At 71.9% G+C, this 18,250-nt stretch carries 20 protein-coding genes; 3 read left to right on the top strand and 17 right to left on the bottom strand.

Features of this window, described 5'->3' with window-relative positions; all coding sequences use genetic code 11:
- Nucleotides 1–105 precede the first annotated feature (105 nt).
- From ACIOD2_RS32795 to ACIOD2_RS32750, 10 genes are all read right to left on the bottom strand, one after another.
- Complete coding sequence (locus ACIOD2_RS32795; protein ID WP_400546856.1) at nt 106–1,110, bottom strand: sugar phosphate isomerase/epimerase family protein; 1,005 nt, start codon at nt 1,108–1,110, stop codon at nt 106–108.
- Nucleotides 1,111–1,131: 21 nt separating this feature from the next.
- Nucleotides 1,132–2,502, bottom strand: coding sequence for a nucleotide pyrophosphatase/phosphodiesterase family protein (locus ACIOD2_RS32790; RefSeq protein WP_400546853.1), 1,371 nt, complete (start codon nt 2,500–2,502; stop codon nt 1,132–1,134).
- On the bottom strand, nt 2,499–3,626 hold the full coding sequence (gene eboE / locus ACIOD2_RS32785) for a metabolite traffic protein EboE (RefSeq protein WP_400546850.1): 1,128 nt from the start codon (nt 3,624–3,626) through the stop codon (nt 2,499–2,501). Before eboE ends, ACIOD2_RS32790 begins: the two co-directional genes overlap by 4 nt.
- Nucleotides 3,623–4,474, bottom strand: a complete 852-nt coding sequence (locus ACIOD2_RS32780) for a TatD family hydrolase (protein ID WP_400546847.1) — start codon at nt 4,472–4,474, stop codon at nt 3,623–3,625. The genes eboE and ACIOD2_RS32780 overlap by 4 nt, the downstream gene beginning before the upstream one ends.
- The gene (locus ACIOD2_RS32775; protein WP_400546844.1) at nt 4,474–5,019 is read right to left on the bottom strand and encodes an EboA domain-containing protein; all 546 of its coding nucleotides are present in this window, start codon (nt 5,017–5,019) and stop codon (nt 4,474–4,476) included. The genes ACIOD2_RS32780 and ACIOD2_RS32775 overlap by 1 nt, the downstream gene beginning before the upstream one ends.
- Entirely contained in the window at nt 5,016–5,837 is an 822-nt protein-coding gene (locus ACIOD2_RS32770; protein ID WP_400546841.1) for a sugar phosphate isomerase/epimerase family protein, read from the bottom strand. Before ACIOD2_RS32770 ends, ACIOD2_RS32775 begins: the two co-directional genes overlap by 4 nt.
- Nucleotides 5,834–6,661, bottom strand: coding sequence for an SCO3242 family prenyltransferase (locus ACIOD2_RS32765; RefSeq protein ID WP_400548858.1), 828 nt, complete (start codon nt 6,659–6,661; stop codon nt 5,834–5,836). The genes ACIOD2_RS32770 and ACIOD2_RS32765 overlap by 4 nt, the downstream gene beginning before the upstream one ends.
- Entirely contained in the window at nt 6,658–7,767 is a 1,110-nt protein-coding gene (locus tag ACIOD2_RS32760) for an inositol-3-phosphate synthase (RefSeq protein WP_400546838.1), read from the bottom strand. Before ACIOD2_RS32760 ends, ACIOD2_RS32765 begins: the two co-directional genes overlap by 4 nt.
- A gap of 56 nt (nt 7,768–7,823) precedes the next feature.
- Nucleotides 7,824–9,095: an ROK family protein gene (locus ACIOD2_RS32755; RefSeq protein WP_400546835.1), complete on the bottom strand. Its 1,272-nt coding sequence runs from the start codon at nt 9,093–9,095 to the stop codon at nt 7,824–7,826.
- Nucleotides 9,096–9,477: 382 nt separating this feature from the next.
- Nucleotides 9,478–9,939 (bottom strand): MarR family winged helix-turn-helix transcriptional regulator, encoded by a 462-nt coding sequence (locus ACIOD2_RS32750; protein ID WP_400546832.1) that lies wholly within the window; start codon nt 9,937–9,939, stop codon nt 9,478–9,480.
- A gap of 136 nt (nt 9,940–10,075) precedes the next feature.
- On the opposite strand from ACIOD2_RS32750, the gene ACIOD2_RS32745 reads away from it, so the two are divergent.
- A complete protein-coding gene (locus tag ACIOD2_RS32745; protein ID WP_400546829.1) occupies nt 10,076–11,260 on the top strand; it encodes an MFS transporter in 1,185 nt (394 codons plus the stop codon).
- A 23-nt stretch (nt 11,261–11,283) separates the two neighbouring features.
- Nucleotides 11,284–12,117: an aldo/keto reductase gene (locus ACIOD2_RS32740; RefSeq protein WP_400546826.1), complete on the top strand. Its 834-nt coding sequence runs from the start codon at nt 11,284–11,286 to the stop codon at nt 12,115–12,117.
- A gap of 51 nt (nt 12,118–12,168) precedes the next feature.
- On the opposite strand, the gene ACIOD2_RS32735 is transcribed toward ACIOD2_RS32740, so the two are convergent.
- The 4 genes from ACIOD2_RS32735 to ACIOD2_RS32720 all read right to left on the bottom strand — a co-directional run bounded on the left by ACIOD2_RS32735 (nt 12,169) and on the right by ACIOD2_RS32720 (nt 15,111).
- Nucleotides 12,169–13,008 (bottom strand): SAM-dependent methyltransferase, encoded by an 840-nt coding sequence (locus tag ACIOD2_RS32735; RefSeq protein WP_400546823.1) that lies wholly within the window; start codon nt 13,006–13,008, stop codon nt 12,169–12,171.
- A 137-nt stretch (nt 13,009–13,145) separates the two neighbouring features.
- Nucleotides 13,146–14,258 carry a hypothetical protein gene (locus tag ACIOD2_RS32730; RefSeq protein WP_400546820.1) on the bottom strand — a complete coding sequence of 371 codons (1,113 nt, stop codon included), beginning with the start codon at nt 14,256–14,258 and terminating at the stop codon, nt 13,146–13,148.
- Nucleotides 14,259–14,315: 57 nt separating this feature from the next.
- Nucleotides 14,316–14,678 carry a DUF4180 domain-containing protein gene (locus ACIOD2_RS32725; protein WP_400546818.1) on the bottom strand — a complete coding sequence of 121 codons (363 nt, stop codon included), beginning with the start codon at nt 14,676–14,678 and terminating at the stop codon, nt 14,316–14,318.
- Between the two features lie 13 nt (nt 14,679–14,691).
- The gene (locus tag ACIOD2_RS32720; protein ID WP_400546816.1) at nt 14,692–15,111 is read right to left on the bottom strand and encodes a helix-turn-helix domain-containing protein; all 420 of its coding nucleotides are present in this window, start codon (nt 15,109–15,111) and stop codon (nt 14,692–14,694) included.
- Between the two features lie 153 nt (nt 15,112–15,264).
- Here ACIOD2_RS32720 and ACIOD2_RS32715 point away from each other — a divergent pair, with 153 nt between their 5' ends.
- Nucleotides 15,265–15,681, top strand: coding sequence for a hypothetical protein (locus ACIOD2_RS32715; RefSeq protein ID WP_400546813.1), 417 nt, complete (start codon nt 15,265–15,267; stop codon nt 15,679–15,681).
- 64 nt (nt 15,682–15,745) lie between these two features.
- Here the strand turns inward: ACIOD2_RS32715 and ACIOD2_RS32710 are convergent, their stop codons facing one another.
- The 3 genes from ACIOD2_RS32710 to ACIOD2_RS32700 form a co-directional block, all read right to left on the bottom strand.
- Nucleotides 15,746–15,910, bottom strand: coding sequence for a hypothetical protein (locus tag ACIOD2_RS32710; RefSeq protein ID WP_400546810.1), 165 nt, complete (start codon nt 15,908–15,910; stop codon nt 15,746–15,748).
- Nucleotides 15,911–16,034: 124 nt separating this feature from the next.
- A complete protein-coding gene (locus ACIOD2_RS32705) occupies nt 16,035–16,577 on the bottom strand; it encodes a type 1 glutamine amidotransferase domain-containing protein (protein ID WP_400546807.1) in 543 nt (180 codons plus the stop codon).
- Between the two features lie 45 nt (nt 16,578–16,622).
- Nucleotides 16,623–18,185 (bottom strand): SpoIIE family protein phosphatase, encoded by a 1,563-nt coding sequence (locus tag ACIOD2_RS32700; RefSeq protein WP_400546804.1) that lies wholly within the window; start codon nt 18,183–18,185, stop codon nt 16,623–16,625.
- Nucleotides 18,186–18,250: the final 65 nt, after the last annotated feature.

Genomic DNA, 18,250 nt, shown 5'->3' with positions numbered 1-18,250 from the left:
GATCCTTCCTGAATTTGAGCGTGCTTCGCCCCGGGTCGGCGCGAAGCCGCTTTCGATCACCTTCCGACGGGGCTGGCGGCCACCCGTTAACGCAGAAGCTGCGGGTTACTTCTTCGAGGAGAACGCGGCGTCGAACGCCGCCGTGGGCGGGGTGAAGTTGAGCTTGCGGACGAACTCCAGGGCCTCGGGCGCGCCGGTCAGGCGGTCCATGCCGGCGTCCTCCCACTCGATCGAGATGGGGCCGTCGTAGCCGATGGCGTTGAGCATGCGGAAGACGTCCTCCCACGGGACGTCGCCGTGGCCGGTGGAGACGAAGTCCCAGCCGCGGCGGGGGTCGGCCCACGGGAGGTGGGAGCCGAGCCGGCCGTTGCGGCCGTTGAGCTGCTTGCGGGCCTCCTTGCAGTCGACGTGGTAGATGCGGTCCTTGAAGTCCCACAGGAACCCGGCCGGGTCGAGGTCCTGCCAGACGAAGTGGGACGGGTCGAAGTTCAGCCCGAAGGCTTCGCGGTGACCGATCGCCTCCAAGGTCCGGACGGTGCTCCAGTAGTCGTAGGCGATCTCGCTCGGGTGCACTTCGTGGGCGAACCGCACGCCGACCTCGTCGAAGACGTCCAGGATCGGGTTCCAGCGGTCGGCGAAGTCGGCGTACCCGCGCTCGATCATCGACGGCGGCACCGGCGGGAACATCGCCACCGTGTGCCAGATCGAGGAGCCGGTGAAACCGACCACAGTGGACACCCCGAGCTTCGCCGCGGCGCGGGCGGTGGTCTTCATCTCCTCCGCCGCCCGCTGCCGGACGCCCTCGGCCTCGCCGTCACCCCAGATCCGGGCCGGCAGGATGGCCTCGTGCCGCTCGTCGATCGGGTGGTCGCAGACGGCCTGGCCGAGCAGGTGGTTCGAGATCGCCCACACCTTGAGGTCGTACTTGGCCAGCGTGTCCAGTTTGGACTGGACGTAGCCTTCCTCGGCGACGGCCCGGTCCACCTCGAAGTGGTCGCCCCAGCAGGCGATCTCGAGCCCTTCGTAGCCCCAGCCGCTCGCCAGCTCGCACACCTCCTCGAACGGAAGATCGGCCCACTGCCCGGTGAACAGGGTCAACGGTCGTGCCATGTCCTGGCCTCCTGAGTTCTGTTATGCGGTACGGACAGCCGCCGCGAGCAGCAGCTCCTTGACTTCGGTGGCGTGGACCTTTTCGCGCGCCAGCACGGGGTCCGAGCACAGCAGCACCGGCCCGTCCTCGGGCGAGTCGGGCAGCCGGCCGTGGCTCCCGCGAACCGGCGCGGGGTCGAGCGGGACGACCTGCATCGAGTACCGCAGGCCGAGCTTCTTGCGGGCCAGCGCGGACGCGGCTTTGAGCTTCACCCTCGGGTCGTCCGGGTCGAAGAACAGCTCGGCCGGGTCGTAACCGGGCTTGCGGTGGATCTCGACGGTCTTCGCGAAGTCCGGCGCGCGGTCGTCACTGAGCCAGTAGTAGTACGTGAACCAGGCGTCCGGCTCGGCGATCGCGACCAGCTCACCCGCCCGCTCGTGGTCGATCCCGATGCTCGCCTGCTCCGCACGGTCGAGGACGACGTCCACTCCGGACAGTCCGGCGACGATGTCGCGCACCCGCGGGAGGTCCGCCGGGTCGGCGACGTAGACGTGCGCGGCCTGGTGGTCGGCCACCGCGAACGCCCGCGACGTCCACGGGTCGAGGTACTCCATGCCCGCCTGGACGTACACGTTGAGCAGGCCTTCACGGCGTAGCGCGCGGTTGATGTCGACGGGCCGGTTCGCGTTCGTGATGCCGTACTCCGACAACGCGACGACGGTGTGCCCGCCCGCGGCCGCGAAGTCCAGCAGGGGCTTCAGTGCCGTGTCGATCTCGCGGGCGGCGGCCGCGGCTTGGGGCGCGTCGGGGCCGAAGCGCTGGAGGTCGTAGTCCAGGTGCGGGACGTAGACCAGCGTGGTGTCGGGCTGGTCCTCGGCCATGATCTTCTGCGCGGCCGCGATGATCCACTTCGACGACGTGATCGCCGCCGTCGGGCCCCAGTAGGTGAACAGCGGGAACTCGCCGAGCGCGCCGACCAGACGGTCGTGCAGCTGCGGCGGGTGGGTGTAGGCGTCCGGGGACTTCTTGCCGTCGGCGTGGTAGATCGGCCGGGGCGTGACCGTCAGGTCGACGTCCATGCCCATCGCGTACCACCAGCACACGTTGGCGACCTGGTGCCCGGCCTGCGCGCGGCGGGCGGCGTCCCAGAACTTGTCACCCTGCACGAGCTTGTTGTGCTGGCGCCAGAGGAAGATCTCGCCGAGGTCGCGGAAGTACCAGCCGTTGCCGACGATGCCGTGCCCGGCCGGCTGCAGGCCGGTGAGGAACGTGGACTGCACCGAGCAGGTCACCGCCGGGAACACGGTGTCGAGCTGCGCGGTGAAGCCGGGTTCGGCCATCTTGCGCAGGTTCGGCATGTGCGGGAGCAGCCGCGGCGTCAGCCCCACGACGTCGAGAACCAGCAAGCTCATCGAGAGACCTCTTCCAAGCCTAGGGTGATCAGTTCTTGCCGGGTCCAGTCCAGCTCGGCGCTGATGCCCGCGACGAGCCCGGCGTCGTCGGCCGGTGCGTCCGGGAGCACCTGCCAGGTGTAGGTCTCGACCTCGACGTGGTCGGTGCGCGCGGCCGGGCCGCCGAACAGCTCGGCCAGGGTCGCCGCCAGCACCGGCCGGGTGGACGTCAGCGGCGGCGCCGGGTCGGCGTGCAGCGGCACGTGGAAGTGCACCCGCCACGGCGCCTCGCCCGGAAGCTCCCCGGCCAAAGCGAGATCGAGGTCGTCGGCACCGGGTGGGGCGCCTTCGTTGCTCTGGTGCAGGAACCGTGGTTCCACAAAGGACTCCAGCGCCTTCCGGGTCGCCGGATCGGCCGGGTTCGCGGCCTCCAGCGCGGCCGACGCCTGGAGCTTGACGACGTCCAGCCCGGCTGCGGCGAGGCGGCCGAGCGCGGCCGCCGGGTCCTCGAACCCGACCGCGAGGTGGCACGTGTCGAGGCAGACTCCCAGCCACTCCTTGTCCACTTCGGACAGCAGCGACGCCGCCTGCGCGGTGGTCTCGATGACGCAGCCGGGCTCCGGCTCGAACGCCACGCGCACCGGGCGGTCCTGCTTCGCGAGCCCCTTGGCCAGCAGTTCGAGCTGCCCGCCGTCGTCCCGCCATTCGGTGCGCCAGCCGAGCGGCAACGTCGAGACGCTGCCGCGCACGGCGTCCTCGGGGAGCAGCTCGGCCAGTAGCCGCGCGAGGTCGAGCGTGTACTGCGTCCGCTCGGGCGTCGACCAGTCGGGCCGGTAGACCTTGTGCTTGACGACCGGGTCGTGGAAGCCCTGGTACGGGAACCCGTTGAGGGTCACGACCTCCAGGCCGCGCGCGGCCAGCTCAGTGCGCAACCGGGCGACCGCCGCCGGGTTCCCGGTCAGCTCGGTCGCCACCGGCCGGGCCAGCCACAGGCCGAGCCCCAGCCGGTCCACGCCCAGGCGTTCCCGCACCGGCTCGCCGAAGCGGGCCAGCTGGGCGAGCACACCGTCGAGGTCCTCGGCCTGGTGCACGTTGGTGCAGTAGGCGAGGTGGACGAGCGTGCCGTCGGGGTGCCGGAACCTCACTTGCGCGCCCCTCGCAGGATCGAGTTGCCCGCGAACTCGGCTTCCGGGGTCTCGCTTTCCAGGTCGAGCCGCCCGCTCTGGCCGTAGAACTCGACCGGGTTGCGCCACAGCACGAGGTCGACGTCGTCCTCGGTGAACCCGGCGGCCAGCATCGCGTCACCGGTCTTGCGGGTCTTGAGCGGGTCGCTCTTGCCCCAGTCGGCCGCGGAGTTCACCAGCACGCGTTCCGTGCCGTACTCCTGGAGGATCGCGACCATCCGCTCTTCGTCCATCTTGGTGTCCGGGTAGATCGAAAACCCGAGCCAGCAGCCGGAGTCCTTGACCATCGCGACGGTCATCTCGTTGAGGTGGTCGAGCACGACCCGCCCCGGCGCAATGCCCGACTCGCGGACGACGGCGATGCTGCGCCCGGTCCCGGCCGCCTTGTCCCGGTGCGGGGTGTGCACCAGCGCGGGCAGGTCGTGGTCGATCGCCAGGGCCAGCTGCGCGGCGAACGCCTTGTCCTCCTCGGCGGTCATCGAGTCGTAGCCGATCTCGCCGACCGCGACCACACCGTCCTTCTCCAGGTACCGCGGCAGCAGGTCGAGCACGGGCGCGCAGCGGGGATCGTTGGCCTCCTTGGGGTTCAGCGCGATCGTGCAGTGGTGGGCGATGCCGTACTGGCTCGCGCGGAACGGCTCCCAGCCGACCAGCGCGTCGAAGTAGTCGGTGAAGCTGCCGACGTTCGTGCGGGGCTGGCCCAGCCAGAACGCCGGCTCGACGAGCGCGCGGACGCCGGCCTCGTGCATCGCCGCGTAGTCGCCGGTGGTCCGGGAGCTCATGTGGATGTGCGGGTCGAAGATGCGCATCAGGCCTCCTGTTCGGTCAGCAGCGGGACGAGGTCGGCGGGCACGTCGCGGCCCGCGGCGGTGCGCTCGGCGGCGAACGACCGCATCATGCGCAGCAGCTCCTCGTCGGTCCGCCGGTCCAGTCCGGCGATGCCGGCCAGCGGGATCCCCATGAAGACGCACTTGAGCACGCCGTGGCGGTAGGCGGAGTCGTCCAGGTGCGCGGCGCCGTACTCCCCCATCGCGGCGGTGACGAGCCGGGTGTCGTTGGTGCGCAGCGCGTCCGCGACCAGCGCCAGGCCGGCGTCCCCGATGTCCACTACGGACAGTCCACGCAGGACCGCCCGCTTCTCGGCGGCGTCGCCGTAGCGGTAGAGGTCCGGCATCTCGGCGGCGGCGCCGGGTGCGGCTTCGAGCAGCCGGACCCGAGCCACGTCGTCGACCGTCCACCCCGGGACGTCCGAGGGGCCCCGCCCGACCCGGCGGCCGACACCGGGGAACAGCGTGCGCAACGCCGACGCATCGGTGGCGACCTTGCTGAGAGCTTCGTCGAGCCAGGCGTTCACGCCGCCACCGCCTTCCGCAGGAACTCCAGGGACTCGCGGGCGATCCGGGGGGCCGCGTGGCTGTCGCGCGGCAGTTCGACGGCGACCAGCCCGGGGTACGGCGACAGCGCGTCCAGCACAGGCGGGAAGTCGATCTCCCCCCGGCCGAACTCGAGGTGCTCGTGCGTGCCCCGGCGCATGTCGTCGATCTGGACGTTCACCAGCCGCGGCAGGGCGCGCCGCACGCAGTCGGGCACGGACGCGGACTCGTTGCACCGGCAGTGCCCGATGTCCAGCGTCAGCCCGAACCGTTCCGGGTCACCGAGCCGCCGGGCCAGCTCGAAGTACCCGTCGAGGTCCTCGACGAGCATCCCCGGCTCCGGTTCGAAGCCCAGCTTGACGTCGTGGTCGTCGGCGGCCTTCAGGACGTCCGCGCAGCCCTCGACCAGGTGCTCCCAAGCGTCCCCTGTGGACAGTTCAGCGGGCTTGTTCCCGCTCCAGAACGAGACGGCCTCCGCCCCGAGGTCCGCGGCGATCTCGACGGCGCGGGTCAGGAAGTCGATCCGCCCGGCCCGGTCCGGGTCGAGGAACGTCGGCGAGTGCTTGCGCCACGGGTCCAGCAGGAACCGCGCACCCGTCTCGATGACGACGGCCAGCCCGAGCCGGTCCAGCTCGGCGGCCAGCGAGGCGACGCGGTGGGCGAGATCCGGGCCGAACGGGTCGAGGTGCTGGTGGTCGAGCGTCAGCGCGACACCGTCGTACCCGAGGTCGGCCAGGACACGCAGCGCGTCACCGAGGCGGTGGTTGGCGAACCCGTTGGTGCCGTACCCGAACCTCATGTCGGCGACACCTTCCGGCTCAGGGCCCGCGCGATCGGGAACGCGGCGGCCACGGCCAGCGCGGACCGCCACGCACCGGTCCGCGCGATCAGCCCGGCCTGCAGCGGGATCATCCCGTGGATCCCGGCACCGACCGCGCGCCGGATCGTCGGCGCCTTCGGGTCGCGGACGGCGTCGTACTGCGCCCGCCCGGTCGTCACCGCGTAGGTCCCGAGCAGCGCCGAGGCCAGCGGGCCGACCCGGCCGGCGGCGAGGCGCACCCCGGCCGTCGCGGCCAGGGTCGCGGCCGGCAGCGCGGGCGTGGCACCGTCCACTTCGGACCGCGACAGCGTTGTCACCGCCATCGTGTGGGCCCCGACCGTCAGCGCGGCGGGCAACGCCGCCCGAGCCCCACCGGCGCCGAGCAGGACGTCCAGGGTGCGCGCCGCGGCCATCGCGACCGGCCCGAGCGGGGTCGACTTGAGCACGAAGTCGTACGCCCACACGGTCACGGCCAGCGGCAACGCAACCCGCAACGCGCGCTTGCCCCCGGCCACCGCGGCGATGCCGAGCCCGCCCGCGGTCAGCCCGGTGGCGACCCCCAGGGCCGTGCCCGGCGAGATGCGGCCCGACGGGATCGGCCGTTCGGGCCGCTCCACCGCGTCGAGGTCGCGGTCGGCGTAGTCGTTGAGCGCCATGCCCGCCCAGTAGATGCAGACGGACGCGCCGGTCAGCGCCAGGGTCCGGCGGCCGAACGGCCAGCCCGAGGCGGCGGCCCCGGCGACGGCGTCCCCGGGCACGGTCAGCGCCGCGGGCGCGCGGACGAGCTCGACGAACGCCTTCACCGGTGCGCCCACTCACGCAGGGCCGCGTACTGCGACGCGAGGTCGTGCGGGCCGTCACCGGCGGGATCCTTGAAGAAGAACCCGAACTCGGCCACCGGCCCGGCGACCCCGTCGCGGCACGCCTTGGCGGTGAGCCGGGCGAGGTCGAGCACCAGCGGCGCGGCGAGCGCGGAGTCGCAGCCCTGCCAGGTGAGCTGCAGCGTCATGCGGGCGCCGAGGAACCCTTCGAACAGCACGTGGTCCCAGGCGGTCTTCCAGTCGCCGAGCGCCGGGACGTAGTCGATGTGCACCTCGCCGTCGACGTCACGGCCGAGGTTCTGCGAGAGCACCTGCTGCTTGGACGCGTTCTTGCTCGACGCCGCCCCCGGGTCGGCGAGCGTGGCGCCGTCCCCGCCGCCGAGCAGGTTGGTGCCCGACCACGACAGCACGTTCAGCGCGCGCTGGGCGAACATCGGCGCGAGCACGGACCGCAGCAGCGTCTCGCCGGTCTTGCCGTCGCGGCCCGCGTACGGCAGGCCGGCCGTGCGCGCCAGTTCGTCCAGCGCCGGCAGCCGGGCACCGGTGGACGGCGTGAAGTCGACAAAGCCACAACCCGCGCGGAACGCGGCGTAGGCGTACAGCGCGCTGGGCGGCAGCACCTCCAGCGCGTCTTCCAAGGCAGCCAGGGATGCGTGCGCCGGGTGCGGCGCGCAGGGCGGTTCGGTGGAGGAGACGTTGAGCACGACGACGTGGTCCAGACCCTCCCGGAACTCCGTCAGGTCGGCGATGATCCGGTCGGCGGCCGCACGTCCGTTCCCGGACGGCGCCGGGCGCAGCCGGGCCTCGGCCGCCTCCAGGTCGGCCGCGACCGGGCCGGGCAGCGTCGGGGGCAGCACGCCTGCCGCCACCAGGTGCTCGGCCCGCTTGACCAGCGGCGTGTCGACGACGTCGTGGCCCCCGAAGACCAGATCTCCCAGGCCGGGCAGCTCGGCCCCGGCGAAGTCCGGCAGCTCGGTCACGCACCCCGTGCGCGCGGTCAGCCCCGCACGCATCGCGGCGGCCCCGGCGACGGCCGTGGTGGCCACCGATCCGCGGGCCCCGATCAGCCAGACACCGATCTTCCCCATGGTTTTCCCTCCCTGTTCGCTGGCTCAGCCCGACGCTGGTTCGTGTCCTCTCGGTCTCATCCGCTGTCCCTTTCCGCTCCGGCCGACACCAGGGCCGGGTCGTCGAACACCGCCTGCAGCGCGACGTGTGCGCCACCGCGCGAAGCCGCGGAGAAGCCGAGCCAGGACAGCTCGACGCGGCAGCCGCCGATGCGCGGCGCGATCACCCGGGTTTCGAGCTCGGTCATCATCGGGCCCAGCAGGTACGGGCCCAGCTGGGCGAAGTAGCCGCCCAGCAGCACGACCCGCGGGTTGAAGACGTTGATCAGCACGGCCGCGCCGACGCCCAGGCCGATGCCGACCTGCGCGAGCGCGTCGAGCGTGCGCTTGTCCTTGAGCTGGGCGCGGCGGCGGATCATGTCGAGGCGCTGCTCGAGGTCGAGCGACGGGTCGTGCACCGGGTCGCTCGGCGACGCGGCCAGCCGGAGCATCCCGGCCAGCCCGACGAGCGTCTCCCAGCAGCCGCGGCGCCCGCAGCCGCAGATCCGGCCGGCCGGGTCGAGCTGGATGTGCCCGATCTCGCCGGAAAACCCTTCGGCGCCACCGAGCAGCCTGCCCCCGGAGATCACGCCGCCGCCGACGCCGATCTCGCCGGTCAGGTAGACGAGGTCCGCGGTCCCGGCGACGCTGCCCATCGCGTATTCGCCGAGCGCGCCCAGGTTCGCGTCGTTGGCCGTGCGGATCGGGAACGCCGGCGGGCCGAGCCGTCGCGTGAGCCGTTCGGTGATGCCGCGGACGACCGGGACGTCGGTCCAGTGCAGGTTCGGCGCGAAGGCGACGGTCCCGCTCGTGACGTCGACGAGGGCCGGGATCCCGACCGTGACCCCGGCCGGCACGACCCCGAGGCGGCGGCACTCCCGCAACGCCCGCGCGGTCAGCTCGGCCCCGGCGTCCAGCACCTTCTCGACGGGAAGCGCTTGCACGTCGAGCGCGACGCGTTGCTCGAACAGCACGGTGCCGGTGAGGTCGAGCGCCATGGCGTTGAGGTAGTCGACGTTGATCTCGACGCCGATCCCGCCGACCCCGCGGCCGTCGAGCTCGACGATCGTGCCGGGACGGCCGACTGAGCCGGCCCGCTCGCGTTCGCCCTCGCGGGCCAGCCCGCGGTCGACCAGTTCGGAGATCAGGCTCGACACGGTCGCCTTGTTCAGGCCGGTGTCCGCGGCGATGCCCGCCCGCGACCGGGGTCCCCCGTCACGCAGGTGCCGCAGCACCAACGCGAGGTTCGTCCGGCGGACCGCGGCCTGGTCGGCCGGGCGCACCGGTTTGAGGGAAAAGGAGGAGTCCACGCCGACACCGCCCAGTTCGTCTGGTGGGACAACAAATTAGGTCCGGCGGAACGAACTGGTCAACGAGGTAACCAAGCGCCGACGCGGGACGAAACCGGCAAACACCGAGCTGACCAGCGAAACTATCGGACTCGGGCAGCAAAAGGGTCCCACGGATGGAGCAGGGGTTAAGGTGCGCGGCCGCCGTAATCCCCCCGCCGAACGAGAGCCCTGCGCGATGCCCCGCTGAGTGGGACGCCCAAGCCGGAACCCACGGCGACGCAAGCGCTTTCGCCCGCACGTCACGCAATTGTCGGTCGGCCCAACGAAACTTTCCGCAAGTCCGTGAAGGCCACCTTGAGGGACTCTGAGTCCCTCAAGGTGGCCTTCACGGACAACGGCGTCAGGAGGTGCGGGCTCCGGGGAAGGTGAGGGTGCCCAGGGCGCCGACCAAGGGGGCGAGTTCGGGGAGGGACTCGGCGTCGGCCAGGGCTTCGGCGAGGGCGGTGTCGTGGGTCGGGCGGGCTGACGTCAGGAGGGCCTGGCCCGCCGGCGTCACCTCCGTGTAGATGCCGCGACGGTCGTCCGCGCAGAGGTAGCGGGCCAGCAGGCCGCGGCCCTCCAGCCGCGTGACCAGGCGCGTTGTCGCCGACTGGCTGAGCACCACGGCGTTGGCGAGCTGGTTCATCCGGAGGTGGAAGCCGTCCTGGCGGGCCAGCGCGTCGAGCACGCTGTACTCGCTGACCGAAAGCTCGTGGTCGCGTTCGAGCGCGCGCTGCAGCTTGTCCTCGATCCGCGCGTGCAGCGCGGCCAGCGTGCGCCAGCCCTGCGCTCGCGTTTCGACGGCGTCGTCGTCCAGTGACACGGTTCACCCCTCCTCGGCTTGCACGCACACCGTTGCACGCTGCACTATCAAGCCTGTGCAATATACGGCGTGTGCAACTATCTCGGACGCCGGTAGTTGCTCACGCCCCCAAGTCTACTCCGGAAGAAGGAAGTCCATGCCCGCCGCTCTGCTCGCACTGGCGATCAGCGCTTTCGGGATCGGCACCACCGAGTTCGTGATCATGGGCCTGCTGCCCGAGGTCGCGGGCGACTTCGGTGTCTCGATCCCGTCCGCAGGCCTGCTCATCTCGGGTTACGCGCTCGGCGTCGTCGTCGGCGCGCCCGTGCTCACCGCGCTCGCCTCGCGCGTGCCGCGCAAGACCGTGCTCGTCTCGCTGATGGGCCTGTTCATCGCGGGCAACGTGCTCTCGGCGCTGGCCCCGAGCTACGGCCTGCTGATGACCGGCCGGGTGGTCGCCGCCCTCTCGCACGGCGCGTTCTTCGGCGTCGGCTCGGTCGTGGCGGCGTCGCTCGTCGCGCCGGCGAAGCAGGCCACTGCCATCGCGATGATGTTCACCGGGCTGACCGTGGCGAACGTCCTCGGCGTGCCGGCCGGCACCGCGCTCGGCCAGGCCTTCGGCTGGCGCTCGACGTTCTGGGTGGTCAGCGCCCTGGGCGTGGCCGGCGCGATCGGCATCCTCGCCCTCGTACCGCACCAGAAGCCCGACCCGGGCGCGGGCCTGCGCGGCGAGCTGGCCGTGTTCCGCCGCCCGCAGGTGTGGCTCGCGCTCGCGATGACAGCGCTCGGGTTCGCCGGGGTCTTCGCGTCCTTCACCTACATCGCGCCGATGATGACCGAGGTCGCCGGCTTCTCCAGCGGCGCCGTCACGTGGCTGCTCGTGCTCTTCGGCGCCGGGCTGTTCGCCGGCAACCTGCTCGGCGGCCGGGCCGCGGACCGCAGGCTGATGCCCAGCCTGTACGTCATCCTCGCGGCGCTCGCGCTGGTGCTCGTCGTGTTCGTCTTCACCGCGCACGCGAAGGTGCCGGCCGCGATCACCATCGTGCTGTTCGGCGCGGCCGGCTTCGCGACCGTCCCGCCGCTGCAAGCCCGGGTGATGGCCAAGGCCGAGGGCGCCCCGGCGCTGGCCTCGGCGGCGAACATCGCCGCGTTCAACCTCGGCAACGCGGGCGGCGCGTGGCTCGGCGGCCAGGCGATCGGCGCCGGCCTCGGTTACACCGCCCCCAACTGGATCGGCGCCGTGCTCGCCGCGGCCGGCCTGGCCGTGGCGCTCGTCTCCGGTCTGCTCGACCGCAGGTCCCCGGCGAGTTTGGCCGCCGGGGATCGGGTACTCGCCCGATGAACCACCCACCGAAAGGACCCTTTGTGACCAGCGTGCCCGAGATCGAACTCAACAACGGCGTGCGGATGCCGCAGCTCGGCTTCGGCGTCTTCCAGGTCCCGGACGCCGAGACCAAGGCCGCGGTGAAGGCCGCTCTCGAAGCCGGCTACCGCAGCATCGACACCGCCGCCGTCTACGGCAACGAGGCCGGCGTCGGCCAGGCGCTCGCCGAGTCCGGCGTCGCCCGCGACGAACTGTTCATCACCACCAAGCTGTGGAACTCCGCCCAGGGTTACGACGCGACGCTGAAGGCGTTCGACGAGAGCCTGGCGAAGCTGGGCCTGGAGCAGCTGGACCTGTACCTGATCCACTGGCCCACGCCCGAGCGCGACAAGTACCTCGACACCTGGAAGGCGTTCGAGAAGCTCTACGCGGACGGCCGGGTCCGCGCGATCGGCGTGTCCAACTTCCAGCCCGCGCACCTCGAGCGCCTGCTCGACGCGGCCGAGGTGCCCCCGGCGCTCAACCAGGTCGAGCTGCACCCGTACCTGCAGCAGCACGAGGTCCGCGAGTTCGGCGCGAAGAACGGCATCGCGACCGAGGCGTGGAGCCCGCTGGCCAAGGGCGGCTCGCTGCTGGGCGACCCGATCGTGGCGGAGCTCGCGGTGAAGCACGCCCGCACGCCCGCGCAGATCGTGCTGCGCTGGCACCTGCAGCTGGGCAACGTGGTGATCCCGAAGTCCGTGACGCCGTCGCGGATCCAGGAGAACTTCGACCTGTTCGGGTTCACCCTCACGGAGGAGGAACTGGAGTCGCTGACGCCGCTGAACCGCGGCGAGCGCACCGGTCCGGACCCGGACACGTTCAACGCCGCCTGATCTTTTGGGCGCCGAGCCCCGGCACTTTCACGTGAAAGTGCCGGGGCTCGGTCACACCTTGCGGGCGACCCCGCCCAGCGTCAGGAAGTTCAGCTCGCTCAACGGGTGGATCCGCGGTCCGTCCGGCCACCATTCGTGCAGGTAGACCAGCCCCGGCCGGAGCAGTTCGAGGCCCTCGAAGAACGACGTGATCTGTTCCCGCGACCGGTGGACGCTGCCCAGCCCGGTGCCCTGGAAACTGGTCTCGAGCAACCGCGCCAGCTCCTGGCGCGGCGAGTCCTCTTCGGGGTCGAAGTTGTGCGTGAGCAGCAGGTACGACCCGGGAGCGAGCGCGGCGGCGTACTCCGAGACGATCTTCTTCGCCCGGTCGTAGTCGTCGATGTGGTGGACGATCGAGGTCAGGATCAGCCCCACCGGCTCCGCGAAGTCCAGGTGTTCGCGCACGACCGGGTCGGCGAGGGTCTCCGCCGGTTTCGTGAGGTCCGCGCCGGTGACGTGGGTGAGGTAGTTCTCCTCCAGCAGCGCCCGCCCGTGCACCTGCACGACCGGGTCGTTGTCGACGTACACCACCTGGGCGTCGGGGTTGTATCTCTGCGCCACCTGATGGGTGTTCTCCGCGGTCGGCATGCCCGAGCCCAGGTCCAGGAACTGGCTGATGCCACGCTTTCCGGCGAGGAACCGCACCGCGCGGACCAGCCAGTCGCGGTGTTCCTTCGCCATCGTGCGCGCGCCGGGCGCGATCGCCAGCAGCCGCCGCATCGCTTCGCGGTCGACTTCGTAGTGATCGTGCCCGCCGAGCAGCGCGTCGGACAGCCGGGCCAAACTCGCCTTGCTGAAATCGAGGGAAGCTGCGCCTCCCTCGGCCCCGGACCGCAGGTCCCCAGGCGTCATCGACTCTCCCTCGTCGAGCGGCGGACGAGCCCCTGCCCCGGGCCCCGCCCACCGTGTCCGGCAACGGACAGTGCTCAGACTACGACATGGCGTTCATCAAGAGAACCGCGCACAAGGGCCTTGCCTGCCAGCGGTAATCAGCCGAACAGGAGTTCGTGCCAGCTCTTTCCACCATCCGTGGACCGGTACAGAGCGGAGCCGCCGGCCGCGTCGGGCTGGCCGTCGACGACCACGCCGGTGCCGCGGCCCGGGAAGTCCAGATCGGTCAGGCTGAGGCCGCGTTCCGAGAGGACGGTCGTCGTCCAGGTGCGGCCGCCGTCGGCCGTGCTGTGCAGGAACCCCACGCCGCCGCCCTCGGCCGCGATCGTCGCGGACGCCGGTGAGGCCGCCCCGAAGCCCTGCGTGATGCCGACGACCGGCGCCGCGTCGGTGCCGCTGAACGTGCCACCGAGCCGCGGCGCGTGCCGCACGCTCCGCTCGGTCGAACCCGGCTGCGGCGAGCCGGGACTGCTGCTGCACAACGCCACGACCTGCCGGTCCCGGACTCCGGCGAGCGACGCGACCGTCCCCGTCGGGCACGGCGGCGCGGCCGGGGTGAAGGCGATGCCGTCGCGCGAGGTCCAGTACTTCTCGTCGCCGTAGTTCGCGCCGAGCGCGACCTGCAGGCCGCCGCCGACCGCGAGGTCGCCGTAGGTGATGTCGCCGGTGACCGCGAAGCCCGGCACCGGGACCAGCACCGGCGAACCCGCGGCCGCCGAGTACAGCCGCGTCGAGCCACGGCCTTCGCCGTACGTGCTGAGCACGGCGAACACCCGGCCGGCGGTTTCGGTGATCTTCGAGACGTAGAACGGCTCCTGCGCGCCGGCCAGCCCGACCGGGTGCCAGGTCGCGCCGCCGTCGCGCGTCGTCCGCACGTGCACGCCGTCGCTGACGTACGCGACGCGCTCGGTGACGAACGTCAAGGCGACGTGGTTGTGGTTGTCCGGCAGGGCCAGCGACGGCGCGCCCAGCCGCCGCCAGTGGTGCCCGCCGTCCGTGGTGGCCAGCAGCGCCGGGCACCACGACTCCGCGCAGGGCGAGTAGCCGAGGACGTACCCGGTGTCCGGGCCGGTCCAGCTCGTCGAGGCCGGCTGGAAGCCTTTCGGGACAACGGTTTCCGAGGTTCCCGCGGAGGCGGGCGAGGCGGGGACGGCCAGGGCGGTGAGGACGGACAGCGTCAGTGCCGCACGCCGGAGGATGCTCATGATCACCTGGACGTGCCGTGGACGCCCGGGTTGCCCGCCCCGGCCGGGGTTCAGCCGCCCGGCTCAGCCCCGCGCGGCCAGGCGAGTGTCCAGCTCGCCGAGATCGGCCACGAACCAGACGTCCTTGCCGCGGTTCGACTCCCGCACGACGTCGCGGAACGCGGTGCTCGCCGCGACGTGCGCGCTGACGTCGCCGAGCAGGACCAGCCGGAAGCCGTACTGGACGACCTTCGAGAAGAAGTGCCCGATCAGCTTGGTGTGCATGTCGAAGAACCGCTCGGGGAACCGCTCCACCGGCACGACGAGCACACTCGCGCCGGACCCGAACGTCGCCCCGATCAGGTCGACGGCGTCCTGCTCGGTGACCAGCTCGGGCCCGTCGCCGGGGACGAGCCACACGGTGACCTCGTGGCGGACGTCGATCATGATCTTTTCCCTTTCAGCTCAAGCCTTCGACGAACCCCGCGACCATCCGCAGCAGGTCGGCGCCCGCGGCGAGGTCGCCCAGGACGATGATCTTCATGACGGCGCGCTCCCGGTCGTAGATCGTCTCGGCGCGCAGGGACTCACCGCCGTCCCGCGGTCCGAGCAGCGACGCGTGGATCGTGGTGGCGATCCGGTCGGCCGTCGCGCGGTCGACGTCGTCGATCTCGACCACACTCGACAGGTCCGCCCGCTTGGCCGGTGCCGCGGTGGCCGGGAGCCCGGTGAAAGCGGCCAGGTCGGCCGCGGTGATCCGGTACTGCTTGCCGATCCGGACCGCCTTCAGCCGCCCGTCCCGCACGTAGTTCCGGACCGTCCGCACGTGCAGGCCGAGCTGCGTCGCGACCTGTTCGACAGAGTAGACCTCCTGCGCCATGACCCTCCCTGTTCCTCAAACTACCCTATCACACCGCATGATGCGGAAGTTTACGGAATACCTGGTTTGCCGCCCCCGGCACCGGGTACTTCCCCCTGGCACCGCACGCCCCAGATCCGTCCACAGAGGACTGTCGAAAGGACGGCGCCGACGATGCCGTATCCCCCTCCCCCCGAGCAGCCCTACGATCCGCGGTACGAGCCCGCCGCGACCGAAGAAGTCGTGGAGCGGACCCATCCGCGCATCCGGATCGTGCGCACGGTCAACGCGCTCATCCACCTCGTGTGCGCGGTGTTCGCCCTCGTCCTCGCCGTGCACATCGTGCTGGTCTTCGGCGAGGCGAACGCGGCGAACGGGTTCGCGCACCTCATCTCCGAGTGGTCGGGTGGCGTCTCGCTCGGCCTGCGCGACCTCTTCACGCCGGACTCCGAGAAGTTCCGGGTCTTCTGCAACGACGGCCTGGCCGCGGTCATCTGGCTCGTCATCGGCGCCGTGCTGACCGACGTCATCACGCGCATCGGCGCGCCCGGCCCGAGGCGGGTCTGGTACCGCCGTCGCAGCTACCGCTGACCGGCCGACGACGCGGAAAGGGCCCCCGGATCGTGATCCGGGGGCCCTTTCGGTGTCTGGGCTATCAGCTCTGCTGCGGCTGTTCGGCGACGGTCTCGATCGGCGCCGGAGCCGGCTGCGGCCGGGTCTCGGCGGGGTCGGCGCCCCGGGGTGCCGGAACGTCCTCGGCGGCGACCACGTCGAAGTGTTCACGGCACCAACGGCCGTAGCGCCTGGCGTTCACTGTCATTGCGTCCACCTCCTCCCGGGCGATCCTGGTCACACCCTCAGCGTCCTCCGCCGGAACACCGAAAGCCAACATATTTAAGCGGGACTTAAGGACACAGCCGGGTGAATGTCCACAGAGGACGGCTTCAGCCCGCGAACTCCCGCACGACCGCGGCGCAGAACGCCGGCAGGTCGTCCGGGTTGCGGCTGGAGACCAGGCCGTCGTCCACGACTACTTCTTCGTCGACGACCGTGGCCCCGGCGTTACGCAGATCGGTCCGGATGCTCGGGTACGACGTCAGCGTGCGGCCACGCACGACATCCGCCTCGACGAGCGTCCACGGACCGTGGCAGATCACGCCGACCGGCTTGCCGGCCCGCACGAAGTCGCCCACGAACTGCACCGCCTCGGGGTTCACCCGCAGATTGTCCGGGTTCATCGTCCCGCCGGGCAGCAGCAGCGCGTCGAAATCGCCGATCGCCACGTCGGAAACCTTGCGGTCGACGGCGAACGTGTCGCCCTTGTCGATGTCGCCGTTCATCGCCTGGATCTCACCGGTGTCCAGCGACACGAGCTCGACGGTCGCGCCCTCGTCCAGCACGGCCTGCCGCGGCTGCTCCAGCTCGACCTGCTCGACGCCGTCCGCGGCCAGGATCGCGACCCGGCGGCCTTCCAGTGCATTCGCCATGGAATCCGAATTACCCGCTCGGACGGCCGGCAAACGCAAGGTCGATCAGTCGGCGCACTCCACGGCCAGCACGGCGATGTCGTCGTGGGCGGAGTTGCCGAGCCAGTCGCGCACGGCCTGGCGCAGCCGGCGGACGACCTCGCGGGCCGGCTGCCCGGCCGCGGCCGTCAGCACCGCGCGCAGCCGGTCGTCGCCGAACAGCTCCGACGGGTCGTGCCGGTTGCGGGCCTCGGTGATGCCGTCGGTGTAGAGCAGGCACAGGTCGCCGGGCCCCAGCCGCACCTTCGCCTCGGCGAACCGGGCCTGAGGCGAGATGCCGACCAGCGTGCCCGGCACGGTGACCTCTTCGACACCGCCAGCGTGGCGCACGATCAGCGGCGCCGGGTGCCCGCCGGAGGCCAGCGTGAGGTCGACGCCCTCCTCCGTCGGCGTGGCCGTGCCGAGCACCAGGGTGGCGAACCGGCTGCTGCCGCCGGCGATGAGCAGCTCGTTGAGCAGCCGCAACAGCGTCCGGCCGTCGCGTTCGACCATCGCGAGCGCGGTGAGCGCGTGCCGGACCCGGCCGGTCAGGGCCGCGGCCTCGGCGCCCTTGCCGCAGATGTCGCCGAGCACCAGGAACGCGCTGCCGTCGTCGTGCGGCAGGACGTCGTAGAAGTCGCCGCCGACCGTGAGCACCCCGGCGGCCGGCTCGTACCAGGTCTCGAACCGGGCGCCGTCCAGCTCGGGCGGGTCGACCGGGCGCAGCGTGGTCTCGAGGCCGCGCGTCGCCTCCTCCTGCCGGGCGTAGCGCTGCGCGTTGGCCAGCGCCGTGCCCGACGCCTTCGCGAACTCGACCACCGCGCGGGCCTGCTCGGCACCGAACTCCGGGTCCGTGCGGCGGCCCAGCAGCAGCGCTCCGGTGACCCCGGCGCTCGCGCTCGGGCCCAGCGAGACGACCGTGACGTCGGCGTGCCCGGCGAACCGGTCGGCGACGATCGAGGGCAGCGTGGCGACCTCGGCCGCGGGCACCGGCGACGGCCGCGGCGTCCCGGTGACGCCGAACGTCGCCGCCAGCACCGGCGCGACCTGGGCGGGCACCCGCCGGATCCGGCCGTGGCCGTGGGAGGACGGGCGCTCGCAGCTCCACCACTCCCACCGGCCGCGGGTGGTGGGCAGCAGCACGAACACGGTCTCGGCGAGCGCGGACGCGGCCAGCTCGGCGATCACCCGGGCGGTGCCGTGGCGGCCGCGCGCCGAGGCCAGCCGGGGCCCGGCCTCGGCCAGGAAGTCGCCCACGTGCGGCCGGGCGGTACTGCTCTCGGCGAGGCTGGGGACCGTCCAGGAATGCCAGCCACCGGGCAGGGCCCGGACGCGGGCGGGGTGGCGGTGGCCGGTCACTTCGACGTGGCCGGACGTCTCGGCGACGGGGTGCAGCTTCGGCTCGGTGTCGCCGGTCAGCGTCCGCCCGGCGGGGTTCGCCCAGCGCAGCACACCCTCGGCGTCCTGCAGGAACACCGCGTCCCGGACGTCCTCCAGCACCGCCCGTCCGAAGGCGTCGAAGCCCGGCGGCGCGTCACCGGCGGCCATCGGCGGCAGGGCTGCCGACGCCGGAGCCGGACGTGACACCATGCACGGACCTCCTGCCTCCGGACTGCTATCGCACGGCTACCGCGTGAGCGGGCGGACTGGCTCGA

This window comes from Amycolatopsis sp. NPDC088138 (assembly GCF_044741685.1).
Classification (GTDB): Bacteria; Actinomycetota; Actinomycetes; order Mycobacteriales; family Pseudonocardiaceae; genus Amycolatopsis.
Note: the sequence above shows the minus strand (reverse complement) of the source record. Positions and strands in the feature narration are given on the sequence as shown.